Source organism: Pseudomonas koreensis (assembly GCF_024169245.1).
In the GTDB taxonomy this organism is placed as follows: domain Bacteria; phylum Pseudomonadota; class Gammaproteobacteria; order Pseudomonadales; family Pseudomonadaceae; genus Aquipseudomonas; species Aquipseudomonas koreensis_F.
In genome coordinates this window covers 682,277-703,406 of record NZ_JALJWP010000001.1, presented here as the reverse complement: position 1 = coordinate 703,406, position 21,130 = coordinate 682,277, and the positions used below count along the sequence as shown (strand labels likewise).

Annotated in this window: 16 protein-coding genes, 1 tRNA gene and 1 pseudogene; 5 read left to right on the top strand and 13 right to left on the bottom strand. The window is 54.5% G+C overall.

The annotated features are described in order from the left end of the window. Positions 1-495 precede the first annotated feature (495 nt). Entirely contained in the window at positions 496-1,797 is a 1,302-nt protein-coding gene (locus J2Y90_RS03310) for a site-specific DNA-methyltransferase (RefSeq protein ID WP_253496441.1), read from the top strand. Here J2Y90_RS03310 and J2Y90_RS03305 read toward each other — a convergent pair. From J2Y90_RS03305 to J2Y90_RS03285, 6 genes are all read right to left on the bottom strand, one after another. Further along, a complete protein-coding gene (locus J2Y90_RS03305; RefSeq protein ID WP_253496438.1) occupies positions 1,778-2,911 on the bottom strand; it encodes a hypothetical protein in 1,134 nt (377 codons plus the stop codon). The two genes, J2Y90_RS03310 and J2Y90_RS03305, sit on opposite strands and share 20 nt — an antisense overlap. Continuing rightward, entirely contained in the window at positions 2,868-3,530 is a 663-nt protein-coding gene (locus J2Y90_RS03300; protein WP_253496435.1) for a hypothetical protein, read from the bottom strand. The genes J2Y90_RS03305 and J2Y90_RS03300 overlap by 44 nt, the downstream gene beginning before the upstream one ends. Beyond that, complete coding sequence (locus tag J2Y90_RS03295; RefSeq protein WP_253496432.1) at positions 3,527-5,545, bottom strand: AAA family ATPase; 2,019 nt, start codon at positions 5,543-5,545, stop codon at positions 3,527-3,529. The genes J2Y90_RS03300 and J2Y90_RS03295 overlap by 4 nt, the downstream gene beginning before the upstream one ends. Before the next feature lie 336 nt (positions 5,546-5,881). Continuing rightward, the gene (locus tag J2Y90_RS03290; protein WP_253496428.1) at positions 5,882-6,184 is read right to left on the bottom strand and encodes a hypothetical protein; all 303 of its coding nucleotides are present in this window, start codon (positions 6,182-6,184) and stop codon (positions 5,882-5,884) included. 101 nt (positions 6,185-6,285) lie between these two features. Then, the gene (gene mobC, locus J2Y90_RS26585) at positions 6,286-6,474 is read right to left on the bottom strand and encodes a plasmid mobilization relaxosome protein MobC (protein ID WP_367399433.1); all 189 of its coding nucleotides are present in this window, start codon (positions 6,472-6,474) and stop codon (positions 6,286-6,288) included. Between the two features lie 434 nt (positions 6,475-6,908). Next, positions 6,909-7,166: an antitoxin VbhA family protein gene (locus J2Y90_RS03285; RefSeq protein ID WP_253496425.1), complete on the bottom strand. Its 258-nt coding sequence runs from the start codon at positions 7,164-7,166 to the stop codon at positions 6,909-6,911. A gap of 504 nt (positions 7,167-7,670) precedes the next feature. Here J2Y90_RS03285 and J2Y90_RS03280 point away from each other — a divergent pair. Then, entirely contained in the window at positions 7,671-8,765 is a 1,095-nt protein-coding gene (locus J2Y90_RS03280) for a ParA family protein (RefSeq protein ID WP_253496422.1), read from the top strand. Positions 8,766-8,851: 86 nt separating this feature from the next. Here the strand turns inward: J2Y90_RS03280 and J2Y90_RS03275 are convergent. The 6 genes and pseudogenes from J2Y90_RS03275 to rpsU all read right to left on the bottom strand — a co-directional run. Beyond that, positions 8,852-9,680 (bottom strand): annotated as a pseudogene (locus J2Y90_RS03275) (tyrosine-type recombinase/integrase); the annotation flags it as partial. 126 nt (positions 9,681-9,806) lie between these two features. Beyond that, positions 9,807-9,883 (bottom strand) — tRNA-Ile (locus J2Y90_RS03270). Positions 9,884-9,898: 15 nt separating this feature from the next. Further along, positions 9,899-13,645, bottom strand: a complete 3,747-nt coding sequence (locus J2Y90_RS03265; RefSeq protein ID WP_253496418.1) for a bifunctional diguanylate cyclase/phosphodiesterase — start codon at positions 13,643-13,645, stop codon at positions 9,899-9,901. Between the two features lie 126 nt (positions 13,646-13,771). Next, the gene (gene rpoD, locus J2Y90_RS03260; RefSeq protein ID WP_253496415.1) at positions 13,772-15,619 is read right to left on the bottom strand and encodes an RNA polymerase sigma factor RpoD; all 1,848 of its coding nucleotides are present in this window, start codon (positions 15,617-15,619) and stop codon (positions 13,772-13,774) included. A 67-nt stretch (positions 15,620-15,686) separates the two neighbouring features. Then, positions 15,687-17,651 carry a DNA primase gene (dnaG, locus tag J2Y90_RS03255; RefSeq protein WP_253505037.1) on the bottom strand — a complete coding sequence of 655 codons (1,965 nt, stop codon included), beginning with the start codon at positions 17,649-17,651 and terminating at the stop codon, positions 15,687-15,689. 486 nt (positions 17,652-18,137) lie between these two features. After that, entirely contained in the window at positions 18,138-18,353 is a 216-nt protein-coding gene (gene rpsU / locus J2Y90_RS03250; protein ID WP_002551877.1) for a 30S ribosomal protein S21, read from the bottom strand. A gap of 199 nt (positions 18,354-18,552) precedes the next feature. Here rpsU and tsaD point away from each other — a divergent pair, with 199 nt between their 5' ends. Further along, positions 18,553-19,578, top strand: coding sequence for a tRNA (adenosine(37)-N6)-threonylcarbamoyltransferase complex transferase subunit TsaD (gene tsaD / locus J2Y90_RS03245; protein ID WP_253496412.1), 1,026 nt, complete (start codon positions 18,553-18,555; stop codon positions 19,576-19,578). Positions 19,579-19,601: 23 nt separating this feature from the next. On the opposite strand, the gene plsY is transcribed toward tsaD, so the two are convergent. Further along, positions 19,602-20,171: a glycerol-3-phosphate 1-O-acyltransferase PlsY gene (gene plsY, locus J2Y90_RS03240; RefSeq protein ID WP_024014548.1), complete on the bottom strand. Its 570-nt coding sequence runs from the start codon at positions 20,169-20,171 to the stop codon at positions 19,602-19,604. Between the two features lie 74 nt (positions 20,172-20,245). On the opposite strand from plsY, the gene folB reads away from it, so the two are divergent. Both folB and folK read left to right on the top strand, forming a co-directional pair. Continuing rightward, positions 20,246-20,602 (top strand): dihydroneopterin aldolase, encoded by a 357-nt coding sequence (folB, locus tag J2Y90_RS03235; RefSeq protein WP_253496410.1) that lies wholly within the window; start codon positions 20,246-20,248, stop codon positions 20,600-20,602. After that, on the top strand, positions 20,593-21,108 hold the full coding sequence (gene folK, locus J2Y90_RS03230; RefSeq protein WP_253496407.1) for a 2-amino-4-hydroxy-6-hydroxymethyldihydropteridine diphosphokinase: 516 nt from the start codon (positions 20,593-20,595) through the stop codon (positions 21,106-21,108). The genes folB and folK overlap by 10 nt, the downstream gene beginning before the upstream one ends. Positions 21,109-21,130: the final 22 nt, after the last annotated feature.

Sequence of the window (21,130 nt, the reverse complement as noted above, 5' to 3'; positions counted from 1 at the left end):
GGTTGCTTGGTCAGAGAACTCGGCCATGTTCCGAGCGTCTAGCTTGGCAAGACTGAGAAATCATCAGCCCACAAAAAAGCCGCGCATTCAGCGCGGCTTTTCAATTTGGTGGGCCCACACGGACTCGAACCGTGGACCAAAGGATTATGAGTTGCTGGGCGAGCTGGTATGCCTAGAGAAGTCGTTCGTAGGTGAACGTAGGTTGGCATAGCTGGAGGCCCCGTCGTTACTGGTGTTGAGCGTAATTTTGAGAAGGTTGCTCAAGCTGGGTACTGTACCTTGATTGTACTGATGTGCCGGGCATGAATCTCACAGGATTTGCACTAAAGGCCCTATCTTTTACCTGCCAATTCTTGAAGCCGTATGAGCGCTCGGCCTGGGTGGAGGTGGCACTGAAAGAATGCTATCGAGGCTCCCTGAGGCAAGGATGATATACTGCCAAAATTTAACAGCATCCGCTGACTGTGATGTCGCTGGATTGAAAAAGGTGAAGGAATGGACTGGCAAAACTGCTTGAGTGAGCGCAAGACGGCGGAGGTTCAGTTTAAGGATTGGACCCAAAACCGTCAGCTCCCCACGTTGGGTACGAACGCTGGAGCAAAGCTTTTGCCTTTCCAGACATGGCATCGATTTAAAGAAGCATACGCGCCGGAATTGATTGAGCGAGCAGTGAAGGAGTCGGCTATTCCCGTTCGGCATATGTTGGATACATTCGGTGGATCAGGAACTAGTGCTCTCGCAGCGCAATTTTTAGGAGTTCACTCGACTTCGATCGAAATAAATCCTTTTTTGGCTGACGTAATTAAGGCAAAAACGCATCAATATGATAGTGGAATGCTTACCCATGATCTGGGTGTAATTGTTCGAAGTGTAATGCGCAACAAAGTGTCGCTAGATAGATTTTCTGTGTGTCCGCCCACATTTATAGAGCCAGGTGTAAAAGGGCGTTATATATTCAGCATTGAAATAGCTACCGTTTTGGCTGGATTATTAACTGCAATTGAGAGGCTTGCTGATGAATCACATCAGCGCTTATTTCGAGTTCTTTTAGGTGGAATACTCGTTGCAGTGAGTAACGTATATGTCAATGGTAAAGGCCGTCGCTATAGAAGAGGCTGGCAAAATAAGACAGTTTTAGCTTCTTCTGTGTTGGATATGTTTTCAAAAAGCGCGTCTAGGGCAATCGAAGAAATTGATGCTCATTCAAATCGTCGTAATGGACTCGCTCAGGTAATCAATGCGGACTCTAGACTGGCAGTGTCCAGTATCCAAAATGTTGATTTAGTGGTTTTTTCGCCACCCTATCCCAATTCGTTTGATTATACCGATGTGTATAATGTCGAGTTATGGATGTTGGGCTATTTGACTAATTTCTATGATAATAGAGTGCTTCGAAAATCAACGTTGTCATCTCATGTTCAGGTATCTAGGGAATACTCCGAAGCACCGCCGGGCTCTCAAACCTTAAATAATACTATGGCACTTCTAAAGGAGAAAAGAAGTTTGCTCTGGAGTCCATGGATTCCGGAAATGGTAGGTGCATATTTCTCAGACATGAGCACCGTTTTGACTGGATGTTCTAAAGCGTTGAAGCGCGGAGGAGAAATATGGATGGTAGTCGGAAATAGCCAGTATGCGGGTATTTCGATTGATGTAGACCAAATCTTAATTGAATTAGCCCCCAGTTGGGGGCTGAGTTTCAAGGATAGAGAGCCGTTTCGTTCGATGCGAGCTTCTGCTCAGCAAGGAGGAAAGCAACAGCTGGCAGAAACCCTGGTTATCCTGGCAAAGCAGTAGCTCCCATCGCTACATTCTGTTCATCCAGTGCTTCTCTTAATGCCTGCGACGAGTTGTAAAGGTAGTACCTTTTTAGAAAGACCTCTCGATCGTGGGCTGCCGTAAGGAATGGAGCGAAACATGCTTGGTCACCGTGATCAGTGGTTCGCATGTCGTAGCAGCATAGCATCTTGATTCTTGCAGTTGTCGCGTAAAGTGCTGCCTGCCGCACGCCCTGGCTTATGTGGCGGGTTATAATTTTCGGGGATACGCTTTTCCCGGTTGATCCATAACTTCTTAATACTTTTAACTCTATTAATGCATGGCGTATCAATTCGCCGTTCTTTAATCCAAATGTTTGTATAAGTTCTATGTCGGTCCGGCCAATAGTAGAAGGCTGTTCTGATCTAACATCTACAAACGGGGCTAGCCGTCCTGCGAGTGCCCTCGTTACCTCATTTTGAACCGCGTCTTCAGCTTTTTCTATCGGATGCCACTTTGAAGGCGCAAGCCAAAGTGGTAAAGCTTTCATTTGATCCGGCGATCGTATTAGCGTGTACAATCCATCAAGTGCTGCAATGATGTCATCTACGCTTAACGAGTTAGGCGAAATTAAATCTATCACTTCAGATGATGAAGGGTTGGATACTCCATCAGGATAGATGTAAAACTGTCCTGCGGATGCGGGGTCGAACATTACCGTAAATAACTCTCCCGCGTCATAACTTTCGATTATATCGAACACCTCTGGTGCAGGTTTGTCGCGCACGTCTACGGCAAAGCCCATTGCCAACGATCTTGGAACGAACCAAAGATTGCCATCAAGCTTTTTTGAGCGGCTAGCGCGCTTAAGCGGCACAACCCTTTCGCTGCTAGGCCTAACCTTTTGGAAGATTTCTTTTTCCGAAAGGACAAAATAAACAGGGCTTTTAAAGGAGTTATTTGCTGCATTTAATTCAGACGACACAAGCTTCATGGTAGAGGATCTGAACTCTAAATTAGGGTCTATAGCAGCGTAAAGCCCGGTGCCATCTGCTGTGGCCCGCTCAAGCTCGGAACGATCTGACTCCCAAGGGCCTAGAGGATTTTGGTTAACTAGCATGGCGTTCGGCCCTGTCTTGCAAATGCTGGACATACATGTGGACTCGTTCGCTCGGTGTAAGCGCTAAGTCTGGGCGAAATGCTTCCGCTGAATTTGCTGTGAAGTTCACGGAGCGTCCTTCTCCAAAATTTACAACGTTGGATACCTCAATAGTTGGATCTCCATAAGAGGCATCTTCACCGAGGATCGCGGTCAACAGGTCATAAGGTAATGAAGCCACTGCTTGGGCGAGTTCTGAGCAGAACTCCTTTAGGCCGGGTTCATATCCAGTGTCATTGATAGCTAATAATATTTTTGGTGCTACTAATTCATTTAGTGTGTAACTAGCATCTATTCGCCACTGTCCATCGTATTGTGAATATCTGACATCATTTACTTTTATTATTCCCCTTCCAACTAGGTGGTCCACATCCCATTGAAGTATTGGATAGAACGGACTCCCGCGACGTTTTAGTACTTTTCCATCAAACGCTTGCAGATTCCAGACAGGGGCGAGTGCGTTGCTGAGGTAAGCCAATGAGTGAAGAATTGGGAGTGGTACCGGTTCAAGCCCGGCATCGGCAGCGCCGTCCAGAAGAAGTAGAATTCGTATTTGACGCAGCAAATCGAGATTCCGATCCTCCGGTTGATCAGGTATATCAACCATAGTCATTGATCTGCAACTCCAGTAATCTTTCGCAGCTCTATCTGCTGGTAAAGGCTGCTTCTGAAGTGGGCATATTCTTCGTGAAGCTCCTTAATGGCGGCAGTGGGCACTCCAAGTTCAAATAGGTCCACGATGTACGCCGTATGATTGTCGTCACTAGAGGCTCTAATTAATTCTGGGAGTAAGTCGCCTGAGAGAATATTGGATGTCACTACCAACCTGTTATTACTACCAGCAGTTGCGAATCGACCTAGTACTTCTGCTGCCCTTTTAACAAAAACGGCATCTAGTGACGATTCTGGTGCATCAATTACAAGTGTTCCATCGCTGTTAGCCGCTGACACCTCAATCAGTGCCATTCTAAATGCTAAATCGATAAATTCTCGTTGGCTTTCGCTTACTTGCTCGGGGCCATCCCGCCTTACAGGTTCCGGAAAGTCACTTCCGGTAATATCTAAACCAAATGCTGGAAACTCGATGAACGGATTGTCACGAAACTGACCAACTTTCTGTTGTACTGGAGACCAGCTGAGAGATATTTTTTCGAGTAAAAAACCTTCCGCGTATTTGCTAAAGGCGGATTTTAGCTCTTCTGCAATGTTATGCATTCTGCGAGTTCGGATGCCTACGAACTCGGAGAAGTTGGTTTGTGCTTCCGCTAACTGCGCGCGGAGTGCCTCTACCCGAGATCGCAGAGATTCGACGCTATTCTGAGCTTCTCGAATTGACGCTTCCTCGGGTGGGAGCTGCTTAGTCAAAGATCTTATTTTTTGATATTGTTGATCTATACGGTTACTGAGCTCGGCTAGTTCTAGTTGAACCCCTGAATACTCCGCATTAGTTTCTTTGTATACGCGTTCTACAGATAGAAGGTGCTGATAAGCGTTTCTAGCTTCATCTCGAGCAACTTCGATGCGTTTGGTAGAGAGTTCAGCCGCTGAGACAACATTACCGTCGGGTAGAGGATGATCGCAGATTGCACACAGCCTGTTTTCGAGATTTTTGTACATTCTGTCTACGGCGGAGTGTGATTTCTGACCACAAGCGCGGCATATACCATCGCTTACAAGCTGAGCGAAAATATAGCGCATGCTTTCATCGATAGACGGAAATGCTCGCTCTATTACAGATAGTTGTGCTCTTTCTACATTGCGTTTTGCGCCGTCGGCTGTCTGTTCGGCTCTTAGTTTGCTGAGCCGATGACCTGTAAGAACTGAGTCTAATTCCGCAGCCCGCAATCCTAGAAATTCTTGCCTTAAAACGTCATTTCGAATAATTTTTTCAGCGGTCTCCAGCTGTATTCGAATTTCTGAGACGTTGACTAGGCGCTTAACAGTGTTGTCAGTCCTTCGTTCCTCTCGCGTCATTACGGCTTGGATGTTTCGTAGTTCACTGTCCAGTTTTAATGCGATTCTTTCCAGCAGAGACCATTGCTTGGCTTCTTCTGGAACTAAAAAAAGAGTTCTTAGTATCTGGCGTTGAGCGATAGTATCCCACACCAGCGAGCGTCGATCCTCAAAGTAAAAGATCAGTTGGCGAAGTAACAGCAGAAAGTCACCGAAAGCATAGACGCCAGCCCTCAAGCACACTTCAGAAATGTAAGTGCTCTCATCAGATGTTAATTCGGCGCCATCTATTGAAAGAGCTTGGATCTGAAGGTTTCGGAGGGCGCGGGTGACTTTTATGGTGGACGAGCCAAGACTAAAAGTTAGTGTCGCACTTGCTGAGTCAGCGCCATCTCTTACCCTTTGGGCAAATTCGCGACGCTTTTCAGAGGCTATATCTATGGCGTCAAGTGATGAAGTCCCCATAGCTTCACCGCCTCTAAGTCTCAGGTCGGCAGGGCCAGTTAACATGCGAAAGAGTAATGTAATTAAGGTCGTTTTCCCGAGACCGTTTGCACCCAAAATTAACGTGAGGCCAGGTCGGAAATCAATCTTTAACTCATGATTGCCAGACTCGCCGGGGTAAAGCCCGTACCCCATGATGTCGAGCTGCTCGCAAATCGGAAATGAAATCATGAATAGCGGCTTCCTTGCGTTGTCCTGATGCTGTGGAGGCAAAATGCCTGCCCATTTTCAACATAGTACTCAAAAAACGTGTGTCCGGCGCTGAGCTTTCAGTTTTTTACCAGGCCCAGGTAACAGCTTTCCTAAAGTAATTAGTGCTGCCCTCTAGCAGCGCCGCAGCCAAGGAACATGTTCTGCCGGCCGTCCCGGATGCACGCTTGGGGAATCCTCGTTCAGGGCCCCCTGACAGATGGGATCGTATTACATGCTACGTGGGAGGTCGACGGGCTCTGCATTCCGTTTATCAGTGGTACACGCAAATCGCTCAGTTTCTGCTGTCGCGATCATCTAGAGCCAATGCTTGGGTATCTCAAGGGTATAATTTTTGGATGCCAACTGCAGAGCAGCTATGATCCGCGCATGCTTGGCACGGTCCTCACTTTCCCAGGCGGCGCGGCGGCTGAGCAGGATTTTCAGTTCGTCGAGGTCATACATTCCCAATCGATGGAAATTTCCCCAACTGGGTAGCCCGAAAAGGTTATAGATGACAGTAGTTGAGTCACGCTCACTCGCTAGACGCTTGCTGCCGGAAAGCTTTTCAGCTGCTACCTCCGCTTCCTCTCGCTCATCATAAACGTTGAGTAGTTTCATAAACGCTCCTATGAAGGTTTGTGGTCACCGTCTCTCTGAGACCACCTTAGGTTTTCTCCGCCTCACCGCTACGGGGTTTCAAAAGATTTTCCCTTACTCCCTTAGGTAATTTTCCATCGGCTCAAGCTAGCGTCTTGGAGCTCAGAAACAACTTCGGTGTGGCTGTGGATATAATCGGAAAGCTGCTTTATTCCCCTCGTAGAAAGTCCCTGGCCGCTGCCATCATTCAGTTTTTTGGCTATTTGATTCAGGTTTCTCCCAATGGCTCGAAGCTGTCCGACGAATCCCAAAGCGCCTTAGTGGCCTCCATGGTGAATTGGGGCTGATTGGTCAAACTAGCTCGTACGCAATTTATTACCCAGCGTTGAGCTGAACAGCCCTCGGCTTCTGAACGTGCCACGACCTCATGGTGCTCACTTGGTGTAAGTCGAACCTCAAGCCGTTGTTTCGGACCTTCGTCAGGTTCTCCTGCGATTTGTCCTGATATCCAATCCTGAACGTCTGGGGGCATTCCATCTAGGATGACGTAGCGTATTAGCGCTCGGATCATGCCGTGCTGGAGCTGCCTTTTTTCTCGCAGTGCGCTTCCCATTCTGATTTCAGGTCAGCCGGTATGCGTACACGGTAAACAGCACTATCCCTTGTAGCACCGTTCATGAACAAGCTTTTCCGGTCCGATGTGCGCTCCTGCAATGAAAGTCTGGGCATATGTGGAAGTCACTCACTAGGCGTTTTCTTTCCGAGAGGTGGCTACAGATTCCTCCAGATTAGTCTCACCGCTGATGTAACGCTCGCCGAGGCGCTTCATACCGTCTGTGATTTCAAATGCAGACAGGTTTGCTGAGGCATTGGCAAAGGCGACGGCCTCCCTTCGCTTATTCCGCTCAGCCTCCGAGAGTTGGGATACCTTGGGGTGGTCAACTCCGGCTGAAATCTCAATGTTGCTTTGATGTTGCGCGGTTTCTTGGTCGCCTGAAGTCATAGGTTCCTGATGATTTTTAAGAATTCCTGATCATTTAAGGGATAGCGGTTTGAGGCAGTGTCAGATGTGCGCGATCTTGGCTGGCCCCGTAAGAGCGCGAAAGCTCGCATGTGTGAAAGTACCAAGGTTTTTGCTGGATGTGGTGTCAAGAGCGGTACCGGAGGCCGCATGCGGAGCGGAGCCGAAGGCGAGCACCGAACGGGTGAGGATGACGGGCGTAGCCGTACCCTAGACTCCACAGGAAGCGCTCAGCCTATCGCTAGGGGAGGTCAAGGGCTCCGCCCGCCGTGCCTGCCTCGCGGCCGGTCCGGCAAGTTCGGACACGGGATGCACCCGAAGGGGTTGCCCCAGCGGAGCGCGGAGTGGCTGCGTAGTAATCGCAGATTGTTTTCTGCATACTACTGTCGTCTTGCCATCATGCGCTTGGAAAGGCTCTGGCTTGGGGTAAGTACATTAATAACTCAAACAGATTAACGATTTTCTAAATGCTAATAAGGGAATAATATGGCAAAGCAAATATCAATATTCAACAACAAAGGTGGGGTAGGAAAGTCTACCATTTGTTGGAATTTGGGACATGCCTTGGGGGAACTTGGTAAAAAAGTTCTTCTAGTTGATTTTGATCCGCAATGTAATCTTTCCATCGCTATGTTGGGTGAGGAAAGGTTTGCGGAAACATTGGGCACCAAGACATCACCATACGGATCTACGATACGTTCTTTTCTTCAGCATTTTCTTCAAAATACTGGTGGTGAAGAGTTATTTTTGCATAAGGGTGAGTTCACGAATGAAAACGTAGATCTTGTTGCTGGGGACTTTTGGCTCAATATCTATGCTGACTCTTTAAATGTTGGTAACGACCTGCTGATGGGGAGTGGGCTTTCGAGGTATGTCGTTTTAAAGCGGATAATTGCTGCGGCCGAGAAGATTAATGGTGCAAACTATGATTACGTTATAGTTGATTTGCCGCCATCATTTGGTGCTCTAGTTAGAGCCGCATTTTACTCATCAGACTACTACATTGTTCCGTGTACATCTGATAACTTTAGTGTTTATTGTGTGGGGCTGATAGGGCAGATGGTGCCAGCGTTTGTGGCTGACTGGAATATGGGGTTGCAACGCTTCAAAACGACTAACGCGCACCTCAATACATTTGACGATTTAGGCCAGCCTGTTTTTGCAGGCTGGATATTTAACGGCTTTGATACGGCACGTAAAAGACGAACAAGTGCTGAAATTTTAGCTGGTGCTGAGCTTGGTGAAAAAGAAATGTTGCAAGCTGATGAAACTATGCATGAGCATATAGTTGCCGCAGTGGATCGAGATTTGGTAGTTGTTCTTAAGGATGGAATAAAAACATATCAGCCTGTTGCTAATGGTCTTCCAACTAACTACAGAATTGGTGATATTGAAGATGCAAACGTTCTAATTCAAAACAGTCTGTGGTTGCACGTTCCGCTGGCTGATCTAGATAATCATGAGCAAGTGGTTACATTGCGAGATCGTCGGAAGTGGGCTGATAATCAGCTAGAGCAAATTGAGCTATTTAAAGTAAAGTTTACCGAGGCGGCTGAGCATTTAATACGTGTTTGTGTTTGATAGTTTAAAGCGTTGATCGCTAGCGATATTTACTTGATGGGTAGCACCGTTAAATCTTTAGTATCACAAGGGCACCATTCTACTGTTGTAAATGTGGCTGGTGCGGATAGTATTGCTTTCCCATCCCTCCCCCCTTCCCGCAAGCGAACCGGGTTCGCCAGGGCGGTACGAAATACCTCGGTAGCTAATTTGCTCAGAGGGACGGTACGAGCGCTATCGTTTTTCGTGTCTGAGAGCCGCACTATCCGTTTTTGGATATCAATCTGTGAGCGACGTAGGCTCGCGATCTCAGAAGCGCGCATGCCCGTTGCCAAGGCAATCTGGACAATCCACCCCAGCATGGGGTTGCTGTGCTTGTTCACTGCTGCCAATAGGCGTTTTTCCTCATCAGCCATGAGGCGTCTATTTCGACCTTCGCCTGGGCTCGGCTTACGAATATTGAGCACCGGGTTAAAGGTCAATCCAAGCCCCCACTCTTGAATCGCAACCGTGAACAGATGGCTTAGCAAAGCCAGCTCCAGCCGCACGGTATTGTTACTCGTGGGATTGCCGCGGTTGGTGAGTGAGCCCAGGCGGGTGTCGCGATAGTTAGCGATCACCTCAGACGATAACGCCGCGAGGGAATACTTGCCCAGATGCTGTATCAACTGCTGCGCCTTGGTGGCCTCTGCTCGCTGTGTAGTCGGCTTCTTGGTAGGGCTCACTTCACGGAGATAGCGCTGGAGCGCCTTTTCGAGCGTAAGTCGCTCGGATCCGCTGCGCTGGATGTACACGCCGCGCACCATTTCGTCTTCGGCGTCGTGACCAATCTTCGGCGTCGCGTTTGGTGCGGAAGGTTTTGGCGTTGGTCGGCCATCCGGTTTTGCGGATGACGGCCTTCCAGGTGCCGGCAGGGGTTTTGACGATTGTGGCCATCTGAAGGACTCCAAAGGCGTGCAAGCGAAGCCGCACTGTACCTAATTTGTACCTTTGGACCATAGGACTGTATCCGCGATGGTTCCGCCAGAAACGCGAAAGCCGCGCAATGCGCGGCTTTGGAGTTGGTGGGCCCACACGGACTCGAACCGTGGACCAAAGGATTATGAGTCCTCTGCTCTAACCAACTGAGCTATAGGCCCTCAGTAGGCCGCGGATTATAGCGACGGTTTCGCGGCTGTGCTATCCGAAAAATCCGATACGGTCACATGCAGAAACGTCGCGGCGAATTCGTCCGGTGGCAGTGGCAGGCTGACGATGTAGCCCTGGATCTGTTCACAGCCCTCAGCGGTGAGGAATTGTTGTTGCGCCTGGGTTTCCACGCCTTCGGCGATCACCGTGAATTGCATGCTGCGGCCGAGCGCGATGATGGCGCGCACGATCGCCGCGTCGTGGGGATCGTCGGGCAGTCCGCGGACGAAAGACTGATCGATCTTGAGAATGTCCAACGGCAGGCGTTTGAGATAGCTGAGCGAGGAGTAGCCGGTGCCGAAGTCGTCGATCGCCAGCTGTACGCCGAGGTGTTTGAGCTGGTGCAGCACCGCCAGCGCCTCTTCGGCCTGACTCATGATGAAATTCTCGGTAATTTCCAGTTGCAGTAAATCCGGCCTGAGGCGGTTGTCCTTGAGCAGTTGCTCGATGCGCGCGAGCAGGTTCGGTTGGCGCAGTTGCGCGCCGGCAAGATTAACCGAGAGCGGACCGAGCGGTTCGTGGATCTGATTCCACTCGAACATCTGCCTGCAGGCGGTCTCGAGAACCCAGTCGCCGATTTGCAGGATCATGCCATTCTCTTCAGCTAGCGGAATGAAGTGCTCTGGCGGCACTTCGCCAAAGGTCGGATGGCGCCAGCGGATCAATGCTTCAGCGCCCACCAGACTGTGGTCGACAAGGCTGATTTTCGGTTGGTAGTAGAGAAAGAGTTCGTTGCGCTCGATGGCGCGGCGCAATTCGTGTTCCAGTGCTATGCGTTCGCTGGCCTGGGCGGTGAGGTCACGGGTGTAGCTTTCAACGCGGTTGCGTCCTTTGGCTTTAGATCGGTACATCGCCGCGTCGGCGTTTTTCACCAGCGTGGCCACGTCGCACCCGTCGCGTGGATAGAGGCTGGTGCCGATGCTGGCGCTGATAAAGAACTCGTGTTCGCCGGCCTGGAACGGCGCGCCGAAGCAGTTGAGCAGTTTCGTCGCGATGTTGTCGGCGTCGCTGGCTTGCTGCAAGCCCGGCAGCAGGATGATGAATTCGTCACCGCCCAATCGCGCGACGGTGTCGATATCTCGTAACTGTTCCTTCAAACGAACGGCGATGCCCTTGAGCAATAGGTCGCCGACCGGGTGACCGAGACTGTCGTTGATGTGCTTGAAGCGGTCGAGATCGAGAAACAGCACCGCGCCTTGGCCGCCATTTTCCTGCTGGCTGGTCAGGGCCGTATGCAGTCGGCTTTCGAACAGTGTGCGATTGGGCAGGCCGGTGAGCGGGTCGTGGTGAGCTTGGTAATCAAGCTTGGCCTGTGCATGTTTGAGGCTGGAAATATCGGCAAACACCGCGACAAAGTGGGTGATGAACTTATCGCGATTGCGCACGGCGCTGATGGTCAGCCAGCTCGGGTACAACTCGCCGTTCTTGCGCCGGTTGGAAATCTCGCCCTGCCAGTGACCTTCGTCGGTCAACTGATGCCACATCGCCGCGTAGAAAGCGCTGTCGTGCAGCCCTGACGCCAGCAGCCGTGGTGTGTGGCCCAGCGCTTCGCTTTCGCTGTAGCCGGTGATTTCAGTGAAAGCGCGATTGACCGCGCTGATGTGTTGCTGGGTGTCAGTGATCAATACACCTTCGGCGGTGCTCTCGAAAACGGTCGCGGCCTGTTGCAGTTTTTCCTGCATGAGATGGCGTTCGGTGATGTCTCGGGCGATGGTCAGCATGCAGTCCTCGTCGCCGATCGGCAGCGGGCGACTGGAGACCTCGCACAGGCGGATCTGTCCGTCGCTGCGACGGATGTGACAGGTGAAGTCGCGGACAAAACCGTCGCGTTGCAGCAGGTCGAGCATCTGTTTGCGTTCGTTGAGGTTGACCCAGATGCCCAGATCCAGAGTCGAGCGATCCACCGACATCGCGCTGTTGAAACCGGTGATGCGGCTGAAGCCTTCGTTGACCTCCAGCAACAGGCCGTCGCTCTGGCGCGACAGCAGAAGACCGTCCGGCGACGCATGAAAGGCTTTGGCAAACTTCTCTTCTGAGGTCTGCAGTTGCTGTTGGGTTTCCTTGAGCTGGCTGATGTCGCGCACCACGACCACCAGCGCCGGGGTGGTGTCCAAGTCGAAGGGTTCGGCGGAAATCAGCCCGGTGAATACCTGGCCGTTGTTGCGGCGAAAGGGCATCTCCAGATTACGAATGCTGCCGGCCTGCAAGCGCTGCAACAGGCCCGGGCCGACGCCGGGAATGCCCCAGATATTGAGGTGGGTGGCGGTTTGGCCGATCACGTCCTCGGCCCGCAGGCCGATCTGCTCTTCGAAAGCTTCGTTGACCTCCAGCAAGCAGCCGTCGGACGAGCGCGCGATCACCAGAATGTCGGGACATTGCTCGAACACCGAGGCGAACTTCTGCTCCGACAGGCGCAGTGCTTCTTCGGTGCGCTTGATTTCGCTGATGTCGATCATCAACCCGCGCATCACCGGTTCGTGGCCATGCTCGATCAGACTGACAATGTCGCGCACCCACAGGCAGCGGCCGTCGGCGGTGATGACGCGATAGTCAACGATGTGATCGCGGCCCTGTCGCAGCGCTTCCTTGCAATAGTTCTGCGTGCGGGTCAGGTCGGCGGGGTGAATGATGTTGTGCCAGAAGCCCGGAATCAGCCAATGGGACTGTGGATAGCCGAGCAAGTCTTCAGCGTGAGGCGAAACATAGCTGTAGGTGAAGTCGCTCATCCGCGCTTCCCAGGCAATGGCCGACAGGCTTTCCACCAGGCCGCGATAGTGATATTCGCTGCTGCGCAATTCCTGTTCGAGATCGATACGCCGAGTGATTTCCGAACTCAGGCGGCGGTTGATGCGAATCACCACGGCGAGGACGGTGATCAGCAGTAACAGACCGGGCAGGCCATACACCAGCAGGTCTGACCAGAACGAGCGATGGTCGAGCACATTGCCGACCCAATGCTCCTGGATGCTGCTGATTTCCGCCGGCGTCATGTCGGCGAGGACCTTGTCGAGAATCCCCACCAGTACCTTGTTGTCGCGGGGCACGGCCATCGCCAGTTGATAGCGGTACGGGGTTTCGCCACTGACGTAGAGGCCGTCGAGTTTGAGCTGGCGCAGGCTCCAGACGCTGGAAGCCAGGTCACCGACCACCGCGTCCACTTCATCAGTCGCCAGGGCTTGCAGCGCCGAACTGACGTTGGGCATGGCGACCAGATTCAGGTCGGGGTGGTGAGTGCGTAGTAGTTCGTGGGGGGCGTAGTTGTCCACCACGGCGATTTTCAGCCCGTACAGGTCATCGAGTTTGCGCGGCTGGGCGCCGCCGACATGGGCGAGGATGACGATCGGAAAGTCGAGGTACGGCCGGGTGAATGACAGATAGTTCTGGCGTTCCGGCGTAGACATGATCCCCGGTAGCAAATCGATCTTGCCCTTCTTGACCTGCTCCAGCACCACCGTCCAGCTCACCGGTTCGATGGGCGTCAGCTTGATCGCCAGACGTTGACGGATCACGTCGATATAGTCGGCAGCCAGACCCTGATAACGGTTCTGGTCGTCGCGAAATTCGAAGGGCGGCCACGACGCATCGACACCCAGGCGCAAGTCAGGGTGAGCCGCCAGCCAGCTGCGTTCTTCATCGGTCAGAGTCAGCGCGTCAGCCGTGGCGGTGCAGATCATCAATGACAGCAGAAAAAGCACCGGCGCCAGTCTGGGCATAACGCTCTCGTCAAGGCTCGGGGGTGGTTGTTTCGAGTGTAGACGGGGTATGCGGCGGGGAGGGCGGGGCGGGGAATTTAATCTGCCATAAAACAAAACCCCCGGCCTGGGCCGGGGGTTCTGGTATCACTCGTCGAGGAAGGAGCGCAGATGCTCGCTTCGCGTCGGGTGGCGCAGCTTGCGCAGCGCCTTGGCTTCGATCTGACGTATCCGCTCACGCGTTACGTCAAACTGTTTGCCGACTTCTTCGAGCGTATGGTCGGTGTTCATGTCGATGCCGAAGCGCATGCGCAATACCTTGGCTTCACGGGCAGTGAGGCCGGACAGTACTTCGCGAGTCGCTTCCTTCAGACTTTCCACCGTGGCGACATCGATTGGCGACTGCATGGTCGAGTCTTCGATGAAGTCGCCCAGATGGGAGTCTTCGTCATCACCGATCGGGGTTTCCATGGAGATCGGCTCTTTGGCGATCTTCAGTACCTTGCGGATCTTGTCCTCAGGCATTTCCATGCGTTCGCCCAGCTCTTCCGGGGTCGGTTCGCGACCCATCTCCTGCAGCATCTGCCGGGAAATACGGTTGAGCTTGTTGATCGTCTCGATCATGTGCACCGGAATACGGATGGTGCGGGCCTGGTCGGCGATCGAGCGAGTGATCGCCTGACGGATCCACCAGGTGGCATAAGTCGAGAACTTGTAACCACGACGGTATTCGAACTTGTCCACCGCTTTCATCAGACCGATGTTGCCTTCCTGGATCAGATCGAGGAATTGCAGGCCGCGGTTGGTGTACTTCTTGGCGATCGAGATCACCAGACGCAGGTTGGCTTCAACCATCTCTTTCTTCGCGCGGCGGGCCTTGGCCTCACCGATCGACATGCGACGGTTGATGTCCTTGATTTCCGCGATGGTCAGGCCGGTCTCGGTTTCCAGCGCGATCAGCTTCTGCTGGCAACGGATGATGTCCGGCTGCACGCGACCGATGGCTTCGGCGTACTTGCTCTTGCCTTTGGCCAGGGCGTCGGACCAGCTTTCGTCGACTTCGTTGCCCGGGAACTGACGCAGGAAATCGGCGCGTGGCATACGTGCATCACGTACGCACAGCTGCATGATCGCGCGCTCTTGCTGACGCAGACGATCCAGGGCACTGCGCACACGCTCGACCAGGGCTTCGAATTGCTTCGGCACCAGTTTGATCGGCATGAACAGCTCGGCCAGGGCCAGCAACTCGGCCACCGCTGCCTTGTTGTGACGACCGTGCTTTTTCAGGGCCTTGCGGGTGATTTCCATCTGGTCGGCCACAGCACCAAAGCGCTGCGCAGCAATGACCGGGTCCGGACCGCTTTCAGCTTCTTCTTCGTCATCGGAAGAGTCGGCATCATCGTCGTCGGTATCGTCGTCGGCCTTGACGGCTTTCGGGTCAACCGGCGGCGGCACTTCTGCCGCAGGTGGCGCAATACCGTCGTCCGGGTCGATATAACCGCTGAGGACGTCGGACAGGCGACCACCTTCGGTGGTGACGCGGGTGTACTCGGAGAGAATGTGGTCAACCGTGCCAGGGAAGTGCGCAATTGCGCTCATCACTTCACGAATGCCTTCTTCGATCCGCTTGGCGATTTCGATTTCGCCTTCACGGGTCAGAAGCTCGACCGTACCCATTTCACGCATGTACATGCGCACCGGGTCAGTGGTGCGACCGATATCGGTCTCCACCGCCGCCAACGCAGCGGCTGCTTCTTCCGCAGCGGCCTCGTCGGTATCGGCGTCGGCCAACATAAGGGCGTCCGCATCCGGAGCACTCTCGTGTACGGGGATCCCCATGTCGTTAATCATGCGGATGATGTCTTCCACCTGCTCCGGATCTGAAATATCCTCGGGCAGGTGGTCGTTGACCTCGGCGTAAGTCAGATACTTCTGCTCACGACCCAGTTTGATCAACTCAATAATACGAGACTGCTGTTGCGCTTTTCCGGACATAACACCCTATCCACTGAAGGTCTTGGCGGGCAAAAAACAAGCCGAGGATTATACCTGAGCTATGACCTCACGCGCCAGTTGAGGTCGGGTTTGATGCGGAAACATTGCGACTTAAAAGGTCGCGCAGTTGATTTTTCTCTTCGACGCTCAGTTCGCTTTGCCGCGCTTTCCTGAGTAACTGTTCGAGATTTCGCTCGCGTTGGCGGGCTGACAAGCTAGTAATGGTGTCGAAAAACTGTTGTTCAAGGTTATCTCCGTCAATCAGCCATTCCTTTTCTGCCAGTGCCTTGAGCAAACGACCCTGTTCAGTACCGTGCCATCGCGCGATCAGCTGAAATGAGTTTAGCTTGGGATTCTTCTGTACGGCTTCGAGCAGCGCCACAAGCAGCTGGGCGTTGGTCTGATTTTCGTCGGCAATGTGCCCGGCGTCTTCGACGCGCTTGGCCAGTTGCGGATGATGGAGCAATGTTCTGAGTGCCGTCAGGGTTGGCGATTCAACGCCAATCGGCGTGCGCGGGCGCTGCTGTTCACGATCGCCGCCACGCTTGCCGTTCTTGTCCCACGGCTTCTTGTCCCACTTCTTGCCGCCGGCGCCGGGTTTCTTCGGCGTCCATTCCTGCTGCTGCACATACATGTCCTGTGCCTGCGGCTGATGGTAGTCGCTGTAATCCGGCATGGCGTCGTAATCGATGCCCGGATCGTAGGCGGGCGGTGCTTCCTGCGGCGCACTCTGGACCAATTGGCTGACGGTCTCGCTGCTCAGACCGGTGATCTCGGTCAGGCGCTGACGCATCAGGATGCGCAGGTTTGCGCCCGGCACCTTGTCGATCAGCGGCGCAGCGAGGGTGGCCATGTGCGCCTTGCCCTCGAGCGAGCGCGGGTCGGATTCCTCTGTCAGTTGCTGGAAAAAATAATCGGCCAGCGGCTGCGCGTGCTGATTGATGCGCGCCTTGAAAGCGTCGGTGCCTTCGGCGCGCACCAGGGTATCCGGGTCTTCGCCTTCGGGCAGAAACAGGAATCGTGCGCGGCGACCGTCCTGCAGGCACGGCAGGGTCGCTTCCAGTGCGCGCCACGCGGCGTTGCGGCCGGCCTGGTCGCCGTCGAAGCAGAACAATACGTTCGGCACAACGCGGAACAGGCGCTTCAAATGTTCTTCACTGGTCGCGGTACCCAGCGTGGCGACGGCATTGCGCAAGCCTTGCTGGGCGAGGGCGATGACGTCCATATAGCCTTCGACGACGATGATTTCGTCGAGGTTGCGATTGTTTTTGCGCGCTTCATAGAGGCCGTAGAGTTCCTGGCCTTTATGGAATACCGGCGTTTCCGGTGAGTTGAGGTACTTGGGCTTGTCGTCGCCCAGTACGCGACCGCCGAAGGCGATGATGCGTCCACGGGTGTCGCGGATCGGGAACATCACGCGATCACGGAAGCGATCATAGCGTTTGCCGGTTTCGGCGTTCTCGATCAGCAGGCCGGCTTCGATCATGGCCTTCTGTTGCAGGGTGTCGCTGCTCAGATGCTTGAGCAGATTGTCCCAGCCCGGTGGCGCAAAACCGAGGCCGAAATCCCGGGCGATCTCGCCGGTCAGGCCGCGACCCTTGAGGTAATCCACCGCAGCCTTGCGCGATGGATGACTCTTGAGTGCCTGCCGATAGAAATCGGCGGCGGCGGTGAGCAGCGGGTACAGCGGTGAATCGGTCGGCTGGCGCGGCTTGCGCTCGCGACCGCTTTCTTCGCGAGGGATTTCCATGCCGGCGGCTTTGGCCAGATCTTCGACGGCCTGGGGGAAATCCAGGTTGTCGTGATCCATGAGAAAGCCGAGGGCATTGCCGCCGGCGCCACAGCCGAAGCAGTAATAGAACTGCTTGTCGGGGCTGACGCTGAATGACGGGGTTTTCTCTTTATGGAACGGGCAGCAGGCGGTGTAGTTCTTGCCGGCCTTCTTCAATTGCACGCGCGAGCTGACCACGTCGACGATGTCGGTGCGGTTCAGCAGGTCGTCAATGAAGCTCTGGGGAATCAGCCCGGCCATGGCATTCTCGTCGTCTGCGCTGCAATAAGTCCGTTGCGACAGGCTGTCGGACGCGGGCCATTGCTGGAAACGCACGAAAAGTGCGGCTCGACCGGTGTCGTTTGCGTGATCGCTGTCGGGAAGTGTATCTGCCGAAAATCCACTGACGTTAGTACCTATCAGTCTTCGACTATTTGAAAGTGTTGCGCTGAATCCGCTGACGGCCGGTTGTCGGCCTCGGATAGCTCAATAAAGCGGGCACGCATGCAGGTGCCTTGGGCTGATCGTCGTAAGAGGAATCAGTGGGTGTGCTCGTCAGTAGCCTTGAAAGGCTCGTCAGAAAAGACGTGCACCGCTGGCAAAAGAGCCAGGCCTGACGCGGTGAAGCAGATTTGTCTCGGTCGCATCGGCGGCGTCGACGGTGAAGCATCAAGCGTTTTACGCAAATGCCATTAGCCCGGCTGAGGGCCGGGCTTAGGCAAGAAGCTTGCTACGAACGTCTGTGTATTAGTACAGACGAACGGCGCGGCGCTGTTCGCGCTGAACTTTCTTGGCGTGACGCTTAACAGCGGCTGCTGCCTTGCGCTTACGCTCAGAAGTTGGCTTCTCGTAAAATTCGCGGCTACGAACTTCAGCCAGTACACCGGCTTTTTCGCAGGAGCGCTTGAAACGACGCAGAGCTACGTCGAAGGGTTCGTTCTCTTTTACTTTGACGGCTGGCATCCAGAGCTACCTTCATTCATTACCGGGGTCAACATCCTCGCGGCAAAAGAGCACTTGAAGACGTCGGTTTTTAAGGGTTGCGGATGTTAACCCCTCATCGCTCGGAATGCAAAGCCTCTGATCGAAAACCGCTGGTCGGGGCATCACGTGGCGACTATTATGCGCGCCTTCGAATTCAGCCTAAACAAGGCGCAAACCCATGCTAGTACTGGGATTAGAAACTTCCTGCGACGAAACCGGCGTCGCATTGTATGACAGCGAACGCGGCCTGCTGGCCGATGCGCTGTTCAGTCAGATCGACCTGCACCGCGTCTATGGCGGTGTGGTGCCGGAGCTCGCTTCGCGTGACCACGTCAAACGCATGCTGCCCTTGATCCGTCAGGTGTTGGCCGAGGCCGACTGTGTGCCGACCGAGATCGATGCGATTGCCTACACCGCAGGTCCTGGCCTGGTCGGCGCGCTGCTGGTCGGTGCGTCCTGCGCGCAGGCACTGGCGTTTGCCTGGGGCATTCCAGCGCTCGGCGTGCACCACATGGAAGGCCACTTGCTGGCACCGATGCTGGAGCCGAAACCGCCGGAATTCCCGTTCGTCGCTTTGTTGGTCTCTGGCGGTCATACGCAGTTGGTTCAGGTCGATGGCATTGGCCAATACAGTCTGCTCGGCGAGACGCTCGACGATGCAGCCGGCGAAGCGTTCGACAAAACCGCGAAGATGATGGGCCTCAATTATCCCGGCGGGCCGGAAATCGCCAAGCTGGCCGAGAAGGGCGTCGCAGGACGTTTCACCTTTCCGCGTCCGATGTGTGATCGTCCGGGGCTGGATTTCAGCTTCAGCGGCCTGAAAACCTTCGCCCTCAACACCTGGCAGCAATGCGTCAGCGCCGGGGACGACGGCGAACAAGCCCGTTGCGACATCGCGCTGGCGTTCCAGCAGGCCGTGGTGGAGACTTTGACCATCAAGTGCAAGCGCGCCCTGAAACAGGCGGGCATGCAGCGTCTGGTGATTGCCGGCGGCGTCAGCGCCAACAAGGCGTTGCGGATTTCCCTGGAAAAGATGCTCGGCGATATGAAGGGCGATGTGTTCTATGCGCGTCCCGAGTTCTGCACTGACAATGGCGCGATGATCGCGTTTGCCGGTTGCCAGCGCCTCAAGGCCGGTCAGCAGGAAAGTCTGGCCATCACCGTGCAGGCACGGTGGCCGATGGAGCAGTTGTCGGCGTTGTGATGACTGACGCTCACGGGCGGCATTCAAAAATGCCGTTCGCGCCCGGCAAACAGGTCGCGTAGATTGCCGCGATGACGCCAGACAATCAGCAAGGTCAGTGCGCTCATTGGCAGCAAGGCCTCCGGTTCCTGCCAGGCCAGCAGCGGCAGGGTCAACGGCGTGGCGATCAGCGCTGCCAGCGAACTGGTGCGAGTCAGGTAGAACGTCAGCAGCCAGGCGCACACCGCCAGCAGCGCGGCGGGTGGATACAGGCCGAGCAACATGCCGGCGGCAGTGGCGACGCCTTTGCCGCCACGAAAGCGGAAGTACAGCGGGAACAGGTGACCGATCACGGCGCACACGCCAATCCACGCCTGATCCTGCAGCGAAAGGCCCGCGCTCGATGCGATCAGCACCGGCAGCAGGCCTTTGCACAGATCACCGAGCAGGGTCAGGATCGCCAGTTTGCGACCGGCCAGGCGCAGCATGTTGGTGGCGCCGGCATTACCCGAGCCACTCATTCGCGGATCCGGGTTTCCGGTCAGGCGGCTGAGCAAAATGGCGAAGGACAGCGAGCCGAGCAGGTAGGCGAGAATCGCCAGTAACCAAAACATGCTAACTATTCCGGGCGAGGACGCCCTGATTCTAACGGCGCATCGCGCCCTTGTCGTGCAGCGGAGAGAAGTGCTTGGACAGAGTGTTTATCGAGGGCCTGGAAGTCGACACCGTGATCGGTGCCTACGACTGGGAGCGCGGCATCCGTCAGTGCCTGCGTCTTGATCTGAGCTTCGCCTGGGACAATCGCCCGGCCGCCGCCGGTGACGACCTGACCCTGGCGCTCGATTACGCCAGCGTTTCCACGCGCATACAGGCTTTTGCCGAGCAGGCGCAGTTCCAACTGGTCGAGACCTTTGCCGAGCGTCTGGTTGAAGTGCTCATGGCCGAATTCAACATCACTTGGGTACGGCTGAAACTGATCAAGCCGGGCGCCGTGCCAGCGGCCAAGGGCGGTGTGGGTGTGGAGATCGAGCGCGGATGTCGCTGACTCAGGTCTACCTCGGGCTCGGTAGCAATATCGAGCGGGAAACCCATTTGCGCGCCGGTCTCGATGCACTGGCCACGTTCCTGGTGGATATCCGTTGTTCGGCGGTGTTCGAGAGCCAGCCGGTGGGCATCAAGAGCGGGCCGTTCTTCAATTTTGTGGTTTCGGCGTACACCGATCTGCCATTGATGGAGCTGGACCGCCGTTTGAAATTCATCGAGGCGGATAACGGTCGCTATGCGCCGGATCGCAAGGGGCTGCCGCTGGATATCGACGTGCTGCTGTATGGCGATCTGGAGGGTAATTTCGACGGATTGATTCTGCCGCGGGCGGAGATCCTGAAAAACGCTTTCGTGTTATGGCCGCTGTCGTTGATCGCGCCGCAGCGGGTGCATCCGGGTGTGGGCAAGAGTTTTGCGACGTTGTGGGCTGAGGCGCAGATTGATCAGGTGTTGGCGCCGGTTGCGTTCGAATGGAATGGGCAGCAATTGACTCCGTCGAATCTTTAAAGCAAAAGATCGCAGCCTTCGG